The sequence below is a fragment of the Hymenobacter sp. HDW8 genome (assembly GCF_011305775.1).
Taxonomy (GTDB): Bacteria; Bacteroidota; Bacteroidia; order Cytophagales; family Hymenobacteraceae; genus Hymenobacter; species Hymenobacter radiodurans.
In genome coordinates, this window is sequence record NZ_CP049907.1 from 949,870 (window position 1) to 965,979 (window position 16,110).

8 protein-coding genes and 2 pseudogenes are annotated in these 16,110 nt (G+C 57.0%); 2 read left to right on the forward strand and 8 right to left on the reverse strand.

Translation table 11 applies throughout. The annotated features are described in order from the left end of the window. The first annotated feature begins 75 nt into the window (after nt 1–75). Nucleotides 76–4,589: pseudogene (gltB, locus tag G7064_RS04015) on the forward strand (glutamate synthase large subunit). Between the two features lie 212 nt (nt 4,590–4,801). Further along, a complete protein-coding gene (locus G7064_RS04020) occupies nt 4,802–6,271 on the forward strand; it encodes a glutamate synthase subunit beta (RefSeq protein ID WP_166072552.1) in 1,470 nt (489 codons plus the stop codon). 186 nt (nt 6,272–6,457) lie between these two features. Here G7064_RS04020 and leuB read toward each other — a convergent pair whose 3' ends face one another. The 8 genes and pseudogenes from leuB to ilvB form a co-directional block, all read right to left on the reverse strand. Next, nucleotides 6,458–7,579 carry a 3-isopropylmalate dehydrogenase gene (gene leuB, locus G7064_RS04025; RefSeq protein ID WP_166072553.1) on the reverse strand — a complete coding sequence of 374 codons (1,122 nt, stop codon included), beginning with the start codon at nt 7,577–7,579 and terminating at the stop codon, nt 6,458–6,460. Continuing rightward, complete coding sequence (gene leuD, locus G7064_RS04030) at nt 7,567–8,163, reverse strand: 3-isopropylmalate dehydratase small subunit (RefSeq protein ID WP_166072554.1); 597 nt, start codon at nt 8,161–8,163, stop codon at nt 7,567–7,569. Before leuD ends, leuB begins: the two co-directional genes overlap by 13 nt. 9 nt (nt 8,164–8,172) lie before the next feature. After that, nucleotides 8,173–9,563 (reverse strand): annotated as a pseudogene (leuC, locus tag G7064_RS04035) (3-isopropylmalate dehydratase large subunit). Between the two features lies 1 nt (nt 9,564). Continuing rightward, complete coding sequence (locus tag G7064_RS04040; protein WP_166072555.1) at nt 9,565–10,731, reverse strand: 2-isopropylmalate synthase; 1,167 nt, start codon at nt 10,729–10,731, stop codon at nt 9,565–9,567. Between the two features lie 347 nt (nt 10,732–11,078). Further along, on the reverse strand, nt 11,079–12,353 hold the full coding sequence (gene ilvA / locus G7064_RS04045) for a threonine ammonia-lyase IlvA (RefSeq protein WP_166072556.1): 1,275 nt from the start codon (nt 12,351–12,353) through the stop codon (nt 11,079–11,081). Then, nucleotides 12,346–13,410 (reverse strand): ketol-acid reductoisomerase, encoded by a 1,065-nt coding sequence (gene ilvC / locus G7064_RS04050; RefSeq protein ID WP_166072557.1) that lies wholly within the window; start codon nt 13,408–13,410, stop codon nt 12,346–12,348. The genes ilvA and ilvC overlap by 8 nt, the downstream gene beginning before the upstream one ends. Before the next feature lie 199 nt (nt 13,411–13,609). Then, nucleotides 13,610–14,215, reverse strand: coding sequence for an acetolactate synthase small subunit (gene ilvN, locus G7064_RS04055; protein WP_166072558.1), 606 nt, complete (start codon nt 14,213–14,215; stop codon nt 13,610–13,612). A 155-nt stretch (nt 14,216–14,370) separates the two neighbouring features. Further along, entirely contained in the window at nt 14,371–16,107 is a 1,737-nt protein-coding gene (gene ilvB / locus G7064_RS04060) for a biosynthetic-type acetolactate synthase large subunit (RefSeq protein ID WP_166072559.1), read from the reverse strand. Between the last annotated feature and the right edge of the window lie 3 nt (nt 16,108–16,110).

Sequence of the window (16,110 nt, forward strand, 5' to 3'; positions counted from 1 at the left end):
GTACTGCCTCACTTATAACCCTGTGCTGCTGCTCCATGCTCAGCACGATAGAACCCTAACGCCCTACTTCTGGTGATGAAATCTACTGACCCGCAAGGCCTGTACCGCCCCGAATTCGAGCATGATGCATGTGGTACCGGTTTTATCACTTCTCTCAACGGCCATAAGTCGCACCAAACGATTGCGGATGCGCTGACCATGCTGGAAAACATGGAGCATCGCGGCGCCTGCGGCTGCGACTCCGATTCGGGCGATGGAGCCGGTTTGCTGCTGCAAGTGCCACACTGGTTTTTTCTGGAAGAGTGCACGGCCCTCAACATTCGTTTGCCTGAGCCGGGCTGCTACGGGGTAGGTATGGTTTTTTTACCCAAAAATGCCCCCCAGCGCGAGTCCTGCCGCTCTATTATTAATGCCGCTGCTGAAAAATTGGGCTTCCAGCTGCTGGGGTATCGGCCGGTGCCGGTGAACCCAACTGGTATTGGGCAGACGGCCTTAGCGGCAGAGCCTGTGATGGAGCAAGTGTTTGTGGCGCGGCCAACCGGCATCACTACTAGTGAAGACTTTGAGCGCAAGCTGTTTGTGCTGCGGCGGCTGATTACGAAAACGGTTATGGAAGCGGTGCCGGAGGCGGAAAACGATTTCTACTTCGCTTCGTTTTCCTGCCGGGTTATCGTGTACAAAGGCCAGCTGACCACCTATCAGGTGCGCCATTACTTCCCCGACCTATCCGATGCGCGGGTGACGTCGGGGTTTGGGATGGTGCATTCGCGCTTCTCCACGAATACGTTTCCATCCTGGAAACTGGCTCATCCGTTTCGGCTGCTGGCCCATAATGGCGAGATAAACACGCTTCGGGGCAATCTAAACTGGTTTTATGCCGGCCTGCGCTCCTACGTCTCGCCTTATTTTTCGGCCGAGGAAATGGACATGCTGCTGCCCGTCATCGACAACAACCAGTCGGACTCCGCTTGCCTCGACAACATTGCCGAGATTCTGCTGCACTCGGGCCGCTCCTTGCCGCATGTGATGATGATGCTCGTGCCCGAGGCCTGGGACGGCAACACGCAGATGGACCCGCTGAAAAAGGCGTTCTACGAATTCCACGCCACGTTTATGGGCCCCTGGGACGGTCCGGCGGCCTTGCTCTTTACCGATGGCAAAATGATCGGGGCTATGCTCGACCGCAATGGCTTGCGGCCTCTACGCTACGTAGTTACCAACGACGGGCGCGTGCTAGTAGCTTCCGAGGCCGGCGTACTACCTATTCCCGATTCCAAAATTGTACAGAAAGGCCGCTTGCAGCCCGGCAAAATGTTGCTCGTTGATACCGTTGGGGGGCAAATTATTACGGACGAAGAGCTTAAAGCCCAGGCCGCTAGCCAGCAGCCGTACGGGCAGTGGCTGAACGAGTACCAGATTCGGCTGGAGGAGTTGCCCGAACCGCGCCAGATGTTCACCGATTTGTCGGCCGAGTCGGTGTTCAAATACCACCAAGTGTTTGGCTATACCCGCGAGGATATTGACAGCATCATCACGCCCATGGCCGTGGAGGGCAAAGAGCCCATTGGGTCCATGGGAGTAGATGTGCCGCTAGCGGTACTCTCCGACCAGCCCCAACACTTATCCAGTTACTTCAAGCAGTTTTTTGCCCAGGTCACCAACCCGCCCATCGACCCGATTCGCGAGCGGCTGGTGATGAGTTTGGCCACGTTTATCGGCAACAACGGCAATATCCTCGACGAGGACAAAATGCACTGCCACTGCGTGGCTTTGCATCAGCCCATCCTGACCAACCACGAGTTGGAAAAGCTCCGCAGCATCGATACGGGCTTGTTTCACGCCAAGACGCTGATGAGCTATTTCAAGGCGGACGGCAAGCCTGGCTCCCTACAGAATGGCGTTGATCGGCTATGCCGCTATGCGGAGGATGCGGTGAGTGACGGGTTTGAGGTACTTATTCTCTCCGACCGCGCCCTGGACTCAGAGCACGCGCCTATTCCGTCGCTGCTGGCGGTATCGGCGGTGCATCACCACCTTATCCGTAAGGGCTACCGTGGTTCGGTGGGACTGGTAGTCGAAGCCGGCGACGTGTGGGAAGTGCATCACTTCGCTTGTCTGCTAGCCTTTGGAGCTACGGCCATCAATCCGTATCTGGCCCTTTCCACCATCCAAACCATGCAGGCTGGGGGACAATTTGACTCGCCGGAAGACCATCCGAAGCTGGTCAAAAACTACGTCAAGGCCGTGTGCGATGGCTTGCTCAAGATCTTCTCTAAAATGGGAATTTCGACGTTGCAGTCCTACCACGGGGCGCAGGTGTTTGAGATTCTGGGCCTCAACCAGGAAGTTGTAGACCACTGTTTCACCGGGGCTGTTACGCGCATTGGCGGGCTGGGCTTCGATGAAATAGCCCGGGAGACGCTGTATAAGCACTTTCAGGGTTTCAAAAGCACTACCCCCGAAGAGCAACAATTACTACCCGACGGGGGCGTGTATCAGTGGCGCCGCCGGGGCGAGGCCCACATGTTCAACCCCGAAACGGTGCACCTGCTTCAGCACGCCACTCGCACCAACAACTACGCGACCTATCAGCGCTATGCCCGTCTGCTCAACGAGCAAACCGATCGGCTGTTCAGCATCCGGGGCCTGCTGGATTTTGCCCACCACCGCGAGCCCATTTCCCTCAATGAGGTAGAGCCCGCCGAGGATATCATGCGGCGCTTCGCAACGGGGGCCATGTCGTTTGGCTCCATTTCGCACGAGGCGCACAGCACCCTGGCCATTGCCATGAACCGCATTGGGGCCAAGAGCAATACGGGCGAGGGCGGCGAGGATCCGATGCGCTACGAGGTGCTGCCCAACGGCGACTCTATGCGCTCCGGCATCAAGCAGATTGCCTCGGCCCGCTTCGGTGTCACGGCCCATTACCTGACAAATGCCGACGAGCTGCAAATCAAAATGGCGCAGGGGGCAAAACCCGGCGAAGGTGGCCAACTCCCTGGTCATAAGGTCGATGAGTGGATAGCACGAGTGCGCCACGCCACACCCGGCGTAGGCCTTATTTCGCCCCCACCCCACCACGACATTTACTCCATCGAGGATTTAGCCCAGCTGATTTTCGACCTGAAAAATGCCAACCGCGCCGCCCGCATCAACGTGAAACTGGTGTCGAAGGCGGGCGTCGGTACCATTGCGGCCGGTGTGGCCAAAGCGCACGCGGATGTGATTCTGATTGCCGGCTACGACGGCGGCACGGGTGCTTCGCCCATGAGCTCCATTAAGCACGCCGGCTTGCCCTGGGAATTAGGCTTGGCCGAAGCGCACCAAACTTTGCTGCGCAACCAGCTCCGCAGCCGCGTGGTCCTGCAAGCCGATGGCCAGCTTAAAACCGGCCGCGACCTGGCCATTGCTGCCCTGCTCGGGGCCGAAGAATGGGGCGTAGCCACTGCCGCGCTCATTGCGGGCGGCTGCGTGATGATGCGCAAATGTCACCTCAATACCTGCCCCGTGGGTGTGGCTACCCAAGATCCGGAGCTGCGCAAGCTGTTCACGGGTCAGCCGGAGCACATCGTGAACCTATTTCGTTTCCTGGCCGAAGAGTTGCGCGAAATCATGGCGGAGTTGGGCTTCCGCACCGTGAACGAGATGGTGGGCCGGACTCAATTCTTGAAGGTGCGCGAAATAACCCACTGGAAGGCTCGCACCCTGGACCTCAGTGGGTTGCTTCACCCGGCCGCCAACCCCTCGGGGGCACTTTATATAACAGCGAAACCCAGGACCACGGCCTGGACGAGATTCTCGACTGGCAGTTGCTCCAGCATGCTCAACCCGCGTTGGAAGAAGGCGTGCCGGTTTTTGCTTCCTTCAAGGTGCGCAACATCGACCGGACGATAGGCACGCTGCTTTCCAATGAGATAACCAAACGCTACCACGCGGTGGGGCTGCCGCATAACACCATCAACTTCCGATTTAGCGGCTCGGCGGGGCAGAGCTTTGGCGCATTCAGCGTCAAAGGCTTGTCGCTTACGCTGGAAGGCGAAGCCAACGACTACGTCGGAAAAGGCCTGTCGGGGGCGCAGTTGGTCATTTTTCCTTCACCTAACAGCCAGTTTGTGCCCGAGCAAAACATCATCATCGGCAACGTGGCCTTGTACGGCGCGACTTCCGGCGAGCTGTTTGTGCGGGGCCAGGCGGGGGAACGGTTTGCGGTGCGCAATTCCGGCGCCACGGCCGTAGTGGAAGGCGTGGGTGACCACGGCTGCGAGTACATGACGGGTGGCCGCGCCCTTATTCTGGGCAAAACCGGCCGCAACTTCGCCGCTGGCATGAGCGGCGGCCTAGCCTGGATATACGACCCCGACGGCAGCTTCCCAGACAACTGCAACACCGAAATGGTGGAGCTAGACCCACTTGATTCAGACGACGAAGACCAGATTCGGGCGCTGCTGCGCAAGCACGTGCAACTCACCCAAAGTCAGCTTGCGGCTTATCTGCTGGATAGCTGGGCCGAAGAAGCGGACAAGTTCGTCAAGGTCTTTCCTTCCGAATACAAAAAGGTGCTGCAAAAGGCCCAGTACGCCACCGTGTAGAGACTCGATGCTTCGCGTCGCATTGCTGAGGTTGCAAAAGTAACCGTCATGCAGAGCGCGAAGCATCTCGCCTGCTGACGAGAGGTCAGTATTCTCACTAAACACCCCAGATGCTTCGCGCTCTGCATGACGGGCGAAATTAATTAACTGCTCAAAACCAGTCGTTCAACGAGGAGACGCGTCGTATCGCGTCTCTACATAACTCTCTTCCGATGGCGCACATCACAGGATTCAAGGAATTTGAGCGAGAATTGCCCCCCAAGGCAGCGCCCCAGGAACGGGTGGCGCACAACCAGGAATTCGTCGGCAAGTACTCTGAGGAGCAGCTGAATCATCAGGCGGCACGGTGCATGGACTGCGGCATTCCGTTTTGCCACGCGGGCTGTCCGCTGGGCAACATCATCCCCGAGTTCAACGACGCGGTGTACCAGCACGACTGGGAGCAGGCGTATCAGATTCTGTCTTCGACCAATAATTTCCCCGAGTTCACGGGCCGCATTTGCCCGGCGCCCTGCGAATCGGCGTGCGTGTTAAGCATCAACCGGGAGCCGGTGGCCATCGAGGAAATTGAGAAGCACATCATTGAAATTGCGTTTAGCAAGGGCTACGTGCGGCCAACCTCACCCATCTTAAAGTCTAGCAAAACGGTGGCCGTAGTTGGCTCAGGACCAGCGGGCTTGGCGGCGGCGGCGCAGTTAGCCAAAGCGGGTCACTCCGTAACCGTGTTTGAGCGCGACGACCGGCCTGGGGGGCTTTTACGCTACGGAATCCCCGATTTTAAGCTGGACAAATGGGTGATTGACCGCCGCATCAAGCTGCTGGAAGAAGACGGCATTGTGTTTCGCTGTAACACCGAAATCGGCAAAGACCTGCCAGCCGCTGAGCTTACCCGCACTTTCGATTCCGTAGTGCTGGCTGGCGGCGCCCTCGTGCCCCGCGACTTGCCCATTCCGGGTCGAGACTTGGCTGGGATTCATTTCGCCATGGATTACCTGACCCAGCACAACCGTCGGGTGAGTGAGTTGCCCATCACAAATGAGCCTATTTTGGCCGCCGATCGTCGGGTAATTGTAATTGGCAGTGGCGATACGGGCTCCGACTGCGTGGGCACGGCTAACCGGCAGCAGGCCAGTTCCGTTACGCAATTTGCCCTCATGCACGAGCCCTCCACCGATCGGCCCGCGCACGCGCCCTGGCCTAATTACCCAACTATTTTCCGCACCAGCACCTCCCACGAGGAAGGCTGCCACCGTTACTGGGGCATTCATACCAAGGCGTTTCTGGGTGATGAGCAAGGTCAATTGCGGGCCGTGCTGGTGACCGACGTAACCTGGGAAACCGATGTACTCGGCCGCCGCATCGCCTTTCAGGAAATCGAAGGCTCGGAGCGCGAAATTCCTTGCGACATGGTGCTACTGGCCTTAGGCTTTGCGTCCCCACAGTATGAAGGCCTTCTGGAGCAGTTGAACGTGGCCTTAGATGAGCGCGGCAACGTGCGCGCCCCGGAAAATACCTACCAAACTAATCTACCCAATGTATTCGTGGCCGGCGACATGCGCCGTGGGCAGTCGTTGGTGGTGTGGGCCATTTCGGAAGGCCGTGAAGCAGCACGCCGCGTTGATATGTTTTTGACCGGCAAAACTTCTCTGCCAAGCAAGAACGCCGTGGGAATGTTTGCCTGAGCTACTAAGCATTGGAGTCAGAAAAGCCCCCGGCATACTCTTGTAGTATGCCGGGGGGCTTTTTTCGTTTCAACCCAACAGGCGGTCATGCAGAGGCGGAGCATCTCGCTCGCTTCGTTGATTAGCGTTGCAACGTCAGCACGCGAGATGCTTCGCTACCGCTCTGCATGACGTTCTGGTTGGTCTCTATATAATCGTGCTTAAGCCGACTTCAATGTTGCTTCGGTGCAGCTGACAGTCCTGCAAATCCAGGACGCCATAGGCAATAAAGCTGCCCACTTGCTCTGTGGTGTAGGGCACGCCAGCGGTCAGCTCGGGCGTGAGCACACCTCTTTCCAGTGCATTATTTACGGCATCTTTCACGCAATCGGCCTCGGTTTGTAAACCAAAGTGTTCCAGCAACATAGCGGCGGAAAGGATGGTGGCAATGGGGTTGGCAATGCCTTTGCCTTTGGCCTGCGGGAAAGAGCCGTGGATAGGCTCAAATAGGGCAATCTGGTCGCCGACGGAAGCGGAAGGCAGCAGGCCCAACGAGCCGGCAATGACGGAGGCTTCGTCGGAGAGGATGTCGCCGAACATGTTCTCGGTCAGAATTACGTCGAACTGGCGCGGGTTGAGGATAAGTTGCATGGCCGCGTTGTCCACAAAAAGATAATCGACGACCACATTGGGGTACTGGGGGGCTATTTCCTGCACTACTTCCCGCCACAAGCGCGAGGTTTCCAGCACGTTGGCTTTATCTACCAGCGTCAGTTTCTGGCGACGGTTATCAGCGGCCTGAAAAGCGCGGTGAGCAATGCGGGCAATTTCCTCCCGATTGTAGGTGCAATGGTCATAGGCGGCGCCATCCTCGGTGCGGCCCTTTTCGCCGAAATAAATGCCCCCCGTCAACTCCCGGAAGATGAGCATATCGGCGCCCTGGATGCGGTCTTTCTTGAGTGGTGAGTGTTCCAGCAGCCGATCGTAGGCCGTTACGGGCCGGATGTTGGCGTAGAGACCCAGTGACTTGCGCAGCTTCAGCAGTCCTTGCTCGGGGCGTACTTTCGCGGCGGGGTTGTTATCGTATTTGGGGTCGCCGATGGCGCCGAGCAGAACTGCATCGGCCTGCCAACAGGCAGCCAGGGTTTTTTTGGGCAGGGGGTCGCCGGTGGCATCAATGGCACAGGCGCCCATGAGCTGGTGGTCGAAGATAAACTCGTGGCCAAAACGCTCCGCAATGGCCTTCAGCACGCGCACCCCTTCCTGACACACTTCCGGGCCGATGCCGTCACCGGCTAACACCACAATTCGCTTTCTTAGTATGCCCATGGTCGCTGCTGTTCGTAGGCGGCAATGGCCGCTTTTTGGTTGATGAGAAAATCAATGTCGTCGTACCCATTGATGAGGCATTCCTTCTTGTAAGGATCCAGCGCAAAGCCGATGCTTTCCTCCCACACGGGCACCGTGAGCGTCTGCGTGGGCAGGCCCACGACCAGCTGGGTCTGCGGGTCCAGCTCTACCTGCCGGAAAAGTCGTTGCAGCACCTCATCCGAAACTTGCAGCGGCAACAGCCCGGTATTCAGGGCATTGCCTTTGAAAATATCCGCGAAGTAGCTGGAGATGACCACCTTGAAACCAGCATCGTAGAGCGCCCAGGCCGCATGCTCGCGGCTGGAGCCACAACCGAAATTTTTGCCTGCCAGCAAAATTTGCCCCCCGTAGCGCGCATCGTTCAACACGAAGTCGGGCTTGGGCTGGCCATCGGCCGTGTAGCGCCAGTCGCTGAACAGGTTGGCGCCGAAGCCTTCGCGGGTTGTCGCTTTGAGAAAACGGGCCGGGATAATCTGGTCCGTGTCGATATTTTCGATGGGCAGCGGTATGACCGTTGAGCGGAGCGTTTGAAACTTTTCCATGGGCGCGGCCTAGTTTAAGTACTTGGTAATGTCCACGATGCGTCCTTCTACGGCGGTGATGGCGGCCACCAGCGGACTAGCCAGCAGGGTGCGGGCGCCGGGTCCTTGGCGCCCTTCGAAGTTGCGGTTAGAGGTAGAAACGCAGTAGGCACCCGCCGGAATCTTGTCGTCGTTCATGGCCAGGCAGGCGCTGCAACCGGGCTCGCGCAGCTCAAAGCCGGCGGCCGTCAGCACCTGATCTAGGCCCTCGGCAATAGCTTGTTTTTCCACTTGCTTGGAGCCGGGCACAATGATGGCCTCCACGTGCGGCGCTTTGTGCTTGCCCTTCACGTAAGCCGCCACCGTGCGCAGATCCTCAATGCGCGAGTTGGTACAGCTACCGATAAACACGTAGTTGATCGGCTTGCCCAGCAGCGATTCCCCGGGCGCAAACCCCATGTAATTCAATGACTTATCGAAACTTGCCATTTCTCCCTCCAGCACCTGCAACGGAATAGTGCCATTCAGCGCCATGCCCATTCCCGGATTGGTGCCGTAGGTAATCATGGGCAAAATGCCCCCCGCATCGAATTTCAGTTCCGCATCGAAGTTAGCGTCAGCATCAGAGTACAGGGTTTGCCAATACGCCACGGCCTGCTCCCACCGCTCGCCTTGCGGAGCGTAGGGACGACCTTTCAGGTAAGCAAACGTAGTTTCATCAGGGGCAAGAAGCCCCCGCGGGCCCCCATTTCGATGCTCATGTTGCACACCGTCATGCGGCCTTCCATACTCAGAGCCCGAATGGCGCTACCCGCGTACTCCACAAAGTAGCCCGTAGCGCCACCCGTCCCGAGCTGGGCTATCACGTGCAGAATCAAGTCTTTGGCCGTGACGCCCGGCCGCAGCTCACCATCCACAGTGATGCGCATGCGCTTGGGCCGACTAATCAGTAAGCACTGCGAGGCCATTACCTGTGTTACTTGGCTGGTACCAATACCAAAAGCAATGGCGCCGAAAGCGCCATGAGTCGAGGTGTGGCTGTCGCCGCACACAATAGTCATACCGGGCTGGGTAATGCCCAACTCAGGTCCAATGACGTGTACAATACCCTGGTATTCATGACCTAAGCCAAATAACTCAATGCCATGCTTAGCGCAGTTCTCCGTTAATTTATCCACCTGGGAGCGCGAAAGCGGGTCCTGAATCGGCAAGTGCTGATTGCGCGTGGGTACGTTGTGGTCGGCGGTAGCCACAATTTGGGCGGGGTTGTGCAAGATCAAACCGCGGGCTGCGAGTTCGTCGAACGCCTGCGGGCTCGTCACCTCGTGAATCAAGTGACGGTCGATGTAAAACACCTCCAAGTCGCCCACGGCCTTCACCACGTGCGCATCCCAGATTTTATCAACTAACGATTTGCCCATGTTAATTGGCTGCTACCAAATTTTCCTGTTCCACTAATAAGTGCAGATCATTATCCACCACTTCCTTCTGACGGTCAGCCATTTGCATAAAGCAAGCATATGCTCTATTTAGCGCCGGCCGGTCGAATTCGTAGCCTAACTTTTGGAGCCGGTACGCCAGCGCCGCCCGTCCCGAGCGGGCCGTAAGCACAATCGACGAATCGGCTACACCCACCGTGCGCGGGTCGATGATTTCGTAGGTTTCGCGGTTCTTAATCACTCCGTCCTGGTGAATGCCACTGGAATGGGAGAAGGCATTAGACCCCACAATGGCCTTATTAGGCTGCACCGGCATCCCCATCATGGTTGAAACCAGCACCGAAGTGTCGGCCAGACGCTGGGAAATAACATTGGTATCGAGTTGGAGGTAAGGATGTTGGCGTAAAATCATGACGACTTCTTCCAGCGCCGTATTGCCGGCCCGCTCCCCTACCCCATTGATGGTGCACTCGATCTGGCGGGCGCCATTCATCACCCCGGCAATAGAATTGGCTGTGGCAAGCCCTAAATCATTATGACAGTGCGTTGACAGACAGACCTTTTCAATGCCACGCACGTTCTCGCGCAGGTACTTGATTTTGGCGCCGTACTCATCGGGCAGACAGTAGCCGGTGGTGTCTGGAATATTCAGCACGGTGGCGCCAGCCTTGATAGCCGCTTCGCACACGCGAGCTAGGTAAGCGTTTTCGGTGCGGCCGGCGTCTTCGGCATAAAACTCGACGTCTTCCACAAAGGATTTAGCCAGCTTAACTGCTGCTATAGCGCGCTCCAACACCTTATCCTGGGTGCTGCAAAGCTTGTGCAGAATGTGCGATTCGGAGGTTCCGATGCCCGTGTGAATACGCGGATAGCGCGCATGCTTAAGTGCCTCAGCTGCTACGCGGATATCGTTTTCCACGGCCCGGCTCAGGCCGCAAACGGTGGCTTCGCGGGTTTGAGCCGCAATCGCCTGCACCGCCTCAAAATCGCCGGGACTGGAAACCGGAAACCCAGCCTCAATAACATCAACGCCAAGCTGTTCAAGCTGCTCCGCAATAATCAGTTTCTCGTCACGGTTGAGCTTACAGCCCGGCACTTGCTCACCGTCGCGGAGCGTGGTATCGAAGATTCGTATTTTCTCAGCTGCCATATAGTCGGAGTCCTTTGAAGCGAATAGCTGTCCGCAAGTACACCGGCAAAACGTAGGATGAGAAACGAATTTTTTAGGAGCCTACTATTTCTAATTAAGGCTTTTTAATTATTATAAATTTAATAATCAGCAACTTATATCCAATCCAAATACAAAGGCTAACGCTTGAATTGACTATATTTTATGATGGATATATGATATAAACCTACCCTAGACGGTCATGCCGAGCGCAGCGAAGCATCTCGCCCGCTTCGTTGCAATGCTAACCCAGCGTCAGCACGCGAGATGCTTCGCTGCGCTCGGCATGACCACCTTTATGAAACGTAGGCTGCTAGTTCACCATGTTCCTATACCAGCAAGCTCAGGAAATCCTGTTTTCCATTGAGGTATTCATAGGCGAAGCCTTCCGCTTCCATCCGCGACTGAATACCTTCGATTTCGTGGGGCTTTTTTACTTCGATACCCACGAAAACGGGGCCTTTCTCCTTGTTGTTTTTCTTGATGTACTGGAAGTGAATGATGTCGTCGTCGGGGTGGAGCACGTGGTTTACGAAGCTGCGGAGGGCACCGGGGCGCTGGTTGAATGTGACCATAAAATAGTGCTTCAGGCCCTGATGACGCATGGCGCGCTCCTTGATATCCTCCATTCGGGTGATGTCGTTGTTGCTGCCGCTGAGCACGCACACCACCGTTTTGCCTTTGATTTCCTCGGCGTACTGGCGCAAGGCCGAAATGCTCAGCGTGCCGGCGGGCTCCAGCACGATGCCTTCTTCATTATACATTTTGAGCAAGTCTTCGCACACCTGCCCTTCCGGCACCAGCACTACATCGTCGAGTAGGTCCCGACACAGCTCAAACGTGAGGGCACCGGGGCACTTCACGGCGGCCCCGTCAACGAAGCTTTCGATATTCTCCAGCGCCTGTCGCTGCCCGGCCTGAATGGCTTGCTGCATGGACGGCGCGCCTTGGGGCTGCACGCCAATGAGCTTGGTATGCGGACTCAACTGCCGAAAAATGCCCCCCACACCCGAAGCCAGCCCTCCCCCGCCGATGGGCATAAAAAGATAATCGATAGGCACGGGCGCTGCTTGCAGAATTTCCAGGCCCACGGTGGCCTGGCCTTCCACGATAGCCATGTCGTCGAAGGGATGCACGAAGGTGCTGCCGCGCTCATCACAGAAGCGTTTGGCAGCCGTAAACGTGTCGTCGAAGGTGTTACCGGTCAGAATTACCTCCACCTGATCTTTGCCGAACAGGCGCACTTTGTTCACCTTCTGAGCCGGCGTATTGGCCGGCATGAAAATATAGCCCTTCAGCCCCAGCAGCTGGCACGCGTAGGCCACGCCCTGGGCGTGGTTGCCGGCGCTGGCACACACGACATCGTGGGCGCTCTGCTCCTGGGTTAGCGTAGAAATCTTGTTATAAGCTCCCCGAATCTTGTAGGAGCGCACCACCTGCAAGTCTTCCCGCTTGAGGTAAATGGTGGCCCGGTACGCGGCCGACAAGCCCAGATTTTGCTGCAACAGCGTTTCGTAAATCACACCCTGCAAATTGCGGGCGGCTTGCTCCACGTTTTTCAGCAGCACTGCTGGGGCTGAAGTGGCTATCGTTTCGCTATGCATCCGCTTCTTGGGTCTTTTTCAGGGAACGGAGCTGGCGCACGGTCGTGCCGGTCTGCCACAGCTCCGACTCGCGGACTTCCTTCAATTCCACTTCCAGCTCCTGCCGGTAATTCGGCGTTGAGCCGCGCTGGATGGTGCGCTCCGCTTCTTTGCCGGAGGCCACGCTGTCGTACAACTCGTTGAGCACGGGCAAGGTGGCCTCGCGGAAGCGGCCTTTCCAGTCGAGGGCGCCGCGCTGAGCCGTCACGGAGCAGTTGCTAAACATCCAGTCCATACCGTTTTCGCCCACCAGCGGCACAAGGCTCTGCGTTAGCTCTTCCACCGTTTCATTGAAGGCTTCCGAAGGCGAGTGCCCGCGCTGCCGCAACACTTGATACTGAGCCTCGATGATGCCAGCTAAAGCGCCCATCAGTACACCCCGCTCTCCGGTCAGATCGGAGTAAACCTCCTTCTTGAAATCGGTTTGAAACAGGTAGCCCGAGCCCACTCCGATGCCTAGTGCAATGGCCTTTTCGAAAGCTTCACCGGTCGCATCTTGGTACACAGCAAACGACGAATTTAGCCCCCCACCCTGCAAATACAGCCGACGCAGGCTCGTGCCGCTGCCTTTGGGCGCTACCAGAATCACGTCCACATCGGTGGGCGGGATGATGTTGGTTTGGTCGTTGAAAGTGATGCCGAAGCCGTGCGAGAAGTAGAGCGTTTTGCCGGGTGTGAGCTTGGCTTTCAGCGTAGGCCACAGCGCAATCTGGCCGGCATCGGACAGTAGATTGGCGATGATGGTGCCCCGCTCCGCCGCTTCCTCAATGGAAAACAGCGTTTCGCCTTCCACCCAACCATCCTGCAGGGCCTTCTCCCAAGAAGGCGAATCCTGACGCTGCCCAATGATAACATTGAAGCCATTATCGCGCAGATTTAGCGCTTGGCCCGGGCCTTGCACCCCGTATCCAATCACGGCAATTACTTCCTCCTTCAAATAGGCTTGAGCCTTGAACAGCGGATATTCGTCGCGGGTAATTACGGTTTCGTCTACGCCGCCAAAGTTGATGGTTGCCATGTTGTTAGGGTTTGAGTTTTATGGTTTGAAGTTGTTTTTCTGTCGTCTGGGGGCTTTTTTCGGATCAGGCGGGCATACTAACCGAAAAAGGCGGTCATGCTGAGCTAGTCGAAGCATCTCGACTGGTTACTAATCTCAACGAAGCGGGAGAGATGCTTCGGCTCCGCCTCTGCAGGACGTTCTTATGTGATGTATTTTCTCACATCGTAAAGACCTTGTCGCGACTGTTGAGAAACTCATTCTCAATCACTTCTGAGCCGGGTTCGGTGCGCTCAAATTCGCGCAGCTTGCGGTTGAAGCCGTCGCTGTGCTTGATGATGGCGATGCGGGCGCTGCGCACAAACTCGATCAGTCCGTAGGGCTGTAGCACCTTGATGAGGTTGTCGGTTTCTTCGCGGTGACCCGTGGTTTCGAATACCGTGTAGTCGCGGCGAATCACGACGGCACGAGCGCCGTATTCGCGCAGCAGGCGCTCCACGGAGGCTTTTTCGGCTATGATATCAGTCGGCACTTTGTAGAGCGCCATCTCCTGCCAGATCACCTCCTGATTGGTGTTGAAGTACACTTTCAGCACTTCCACCTGCTTCTCAATCTGCTTAGCAATCTTGCGTACCACCTCTTCAGTTTCGTGTATCACGATGTTGAAGCGGTGAATTCCATCGATTTCAGAGGGCGAGGTGTTCAGGCTTTCGATGTTGATTTTGCGGCGCGAGAAGATGATGGCAATGCGGTTGAGCAAGCCGATTTGATTCTCGGTATACGCCGTGATGTTGTATTCCTGCCGGTCGATGGGTTGCTCACTCATAGCTCTTGTTTTAGCTCTAGTCAATTATCAGCCGTCATGCAGAGCGGAGCGAAGCATCTCGCGTGCTGACACTGGATTACTTATCTCACGACTGCGGGCGAGATGCTTCGCTCCGCTCTGCATGACCGCCTTCCCTAGTTTCTAATGCCACGCCTCTACAGCAGCCGGATTTCGCTGACGCTGCAGCCTTGCGGCACCATGGGGAAAATATTGTTCTCCTTAGTTACCATCACTTCCAGCAAGAAAGAGCCGGGATGCCCTAGCATCTCTTGGAGGCTGCTTTTCAGCTCGGCACGCTCCGCAACCCGCTTGCCGCTAATGCTGTAGCCGCTGGCTACGGTCACGTAGTCGGGGCTGGCGATGTTGACGAAGGAGTAGCGCCGGTCATGGAACAGCTCCTGCCACTGCCGCACCATGCCCAGAAACTGGTTGTTGAGAATGATGATTTTGACGTCTACGCCGGTCTGCATAATGGTGCCCAGCTCCTGAATTGTCATCTGAATACCGCCGTCGCCAATAATGGCGACTACCGTGCGGTCGGGGCGACCGAACTTGGCTCCGATAGCGGCCGGTAGAGCAAAGCCCATCGTGCCCAGCCCTCCACTGGTGATGTTGCTGCGCGAATGGTTGAACTTGGCGTAGCGGCAGGCGACCATCTGATGCTGGCCCACATCGGTCACCACAATAGCCTCGCCCTGCGTCAACTCGTTCAACTGCTGAATTACTTCGCCCATGGTCAGCTCATCCGAGGTCGGAAAAAGCTCGTCTTGGATGACGGCAGCCACTTCTTCGGTCTTAAACTGCTCGAACCGCTGCCACCATTCCGGGTGGCTTTTCGGCTCAATCAGCGCGGTGAGCAAGGGCAGCGTTTCCTTACAATCGCCCCATACCGGCACGGTGGTAGCCACGTTTTTATCAATCTCCGTGGGGTCGATGTCGAGGTGAACGACCTGGGCCTGTTTGGCATATTTGTCGAGGCGACCCGTTACCCGGTCGTCGAAGCGCATACCGATGGCAATGAGCACATCGCATTCGTTGGTGAGCACGTTGGGGCCGTAGTTGCCGTGCATGCCCAACATGCCGACGTTTAGCGGATGATCAGTAGGCAGCGCGCCGGCGCCCAGAATAGTCCAGGCGGCCGGAATACCGCTTTTCTCGATAAACGCGCGGAATTCCTGCTCGGCCGCTCCCAAGATTACACCCTGTCCCCAGAGCACAAAAGGACGTTTGGCTTGGTTAATCAGCGCTGCCGCTTGGGTCACATATTCGGGCCGAACAATGGGCGCGGGCCGGTAGCTGCGGATGTGCGTGCAGGGCGTGTACTCCGCAAAGCCAAACTTCTGCTGCTGAGCATTTTTGGTGATATCAATCAATACCGGGCCGGGCCGGCCGCTGCGGGCGATGTAGAAAGCTTTGGCCAGCGCCTCCGGTAGTTGACTAGCCTCCGTTACCTGGTAATTCCACTTGGTAACTGGGGTCGTGATGTTGATGATATCGGTTTCCTGGAAGGCATCAGTGCCCAGCAAGTGCGCGAATACCTGGCCGGTGATGCATACCAGCGGCGTGCTGTCGATGAGCGCATCGGCCAGGCCCGTGACTAGATTAGTGGCGCCGGGCCCACTGGTGGCAAACACCACCCCTACTTTGCCCGAAGCGCGCGCATAGCCCTGGGCGGCGTGAATGCCGCCCTGCTCATGGCGTACCAGCACATGGTTGAGCTGATCTTTAAAGTCAAACAGCGCGTCGTAGATGGGAATAATAGCCCCGCCCGGATAGCCAAAGACTGTATCTACGCCTTCCGCCAGCAGAGCGCGTAGCGTCATTTCCGCTCCCGACATGGTCTGGGGGACTTTTTCCTGCAGCAGTTGAACTGGTTCTTCCTTCGTGAACATCGC

Excerpts from the sequence above, each read along its gene's own strand:
- ilvC (WP_166072557.1), bottom strand. The coding sequence starts at position 13,410 with ATGGCAACCATCAACTTTGGCGGCGTAGACGAAACCGTAATTACCCGC.
- G7064_RS04040 (WP_166072555.1), bottom strand. The coding sequence starts at position 10,731 with ATGGCAGCTGAGAAAATACGAATCTTCGATACCACGCTCCGCGACGGT.
- ilvB (WP_166072559.1), bottom strand. The coding sequence starts at position 16,107 with ATGTTCACGAAGGAAGAACCAGTTCAACTGCTGCAGGAAAAAGTCCCC.
- leuB (WP_166072553.1), bottom strand. The coding sequence starts at position 7,579 with ATGGGCATACTAAGAAAGCGAATTGTGGTGTTAGCCGGTGACGGCATC.
- ilvN (WP_166072558.1), bottom strand. The coding sequence starts at position 14,215 with ATGAGTGAGCAACCCATCGACCGGCAGGAATACAACATCACGGCGTAT.
- leuD (WP_166072554.1), bottom strand. The coding sequence starts at position 8,163 with ATGGAAAAGTTTCAAACGCTCCGCTCAACGGTCATACCGCTGCCCATC.
- ilvA (WP_166072556.1), bottom strand. The coding sequence starts at position 12,353 with ATGCATAGCGAAACGATAGCCACTTCAGCCCCAGCAGTGCTGCTGAAA.
- G7064_RS04020 (WP_166072552.1), top strand. The coding sequence starts at position 4,802 with ATGGCGCACATCACAGGATTCAAGGAATTTGAGCGAGAATTGCCCCCC.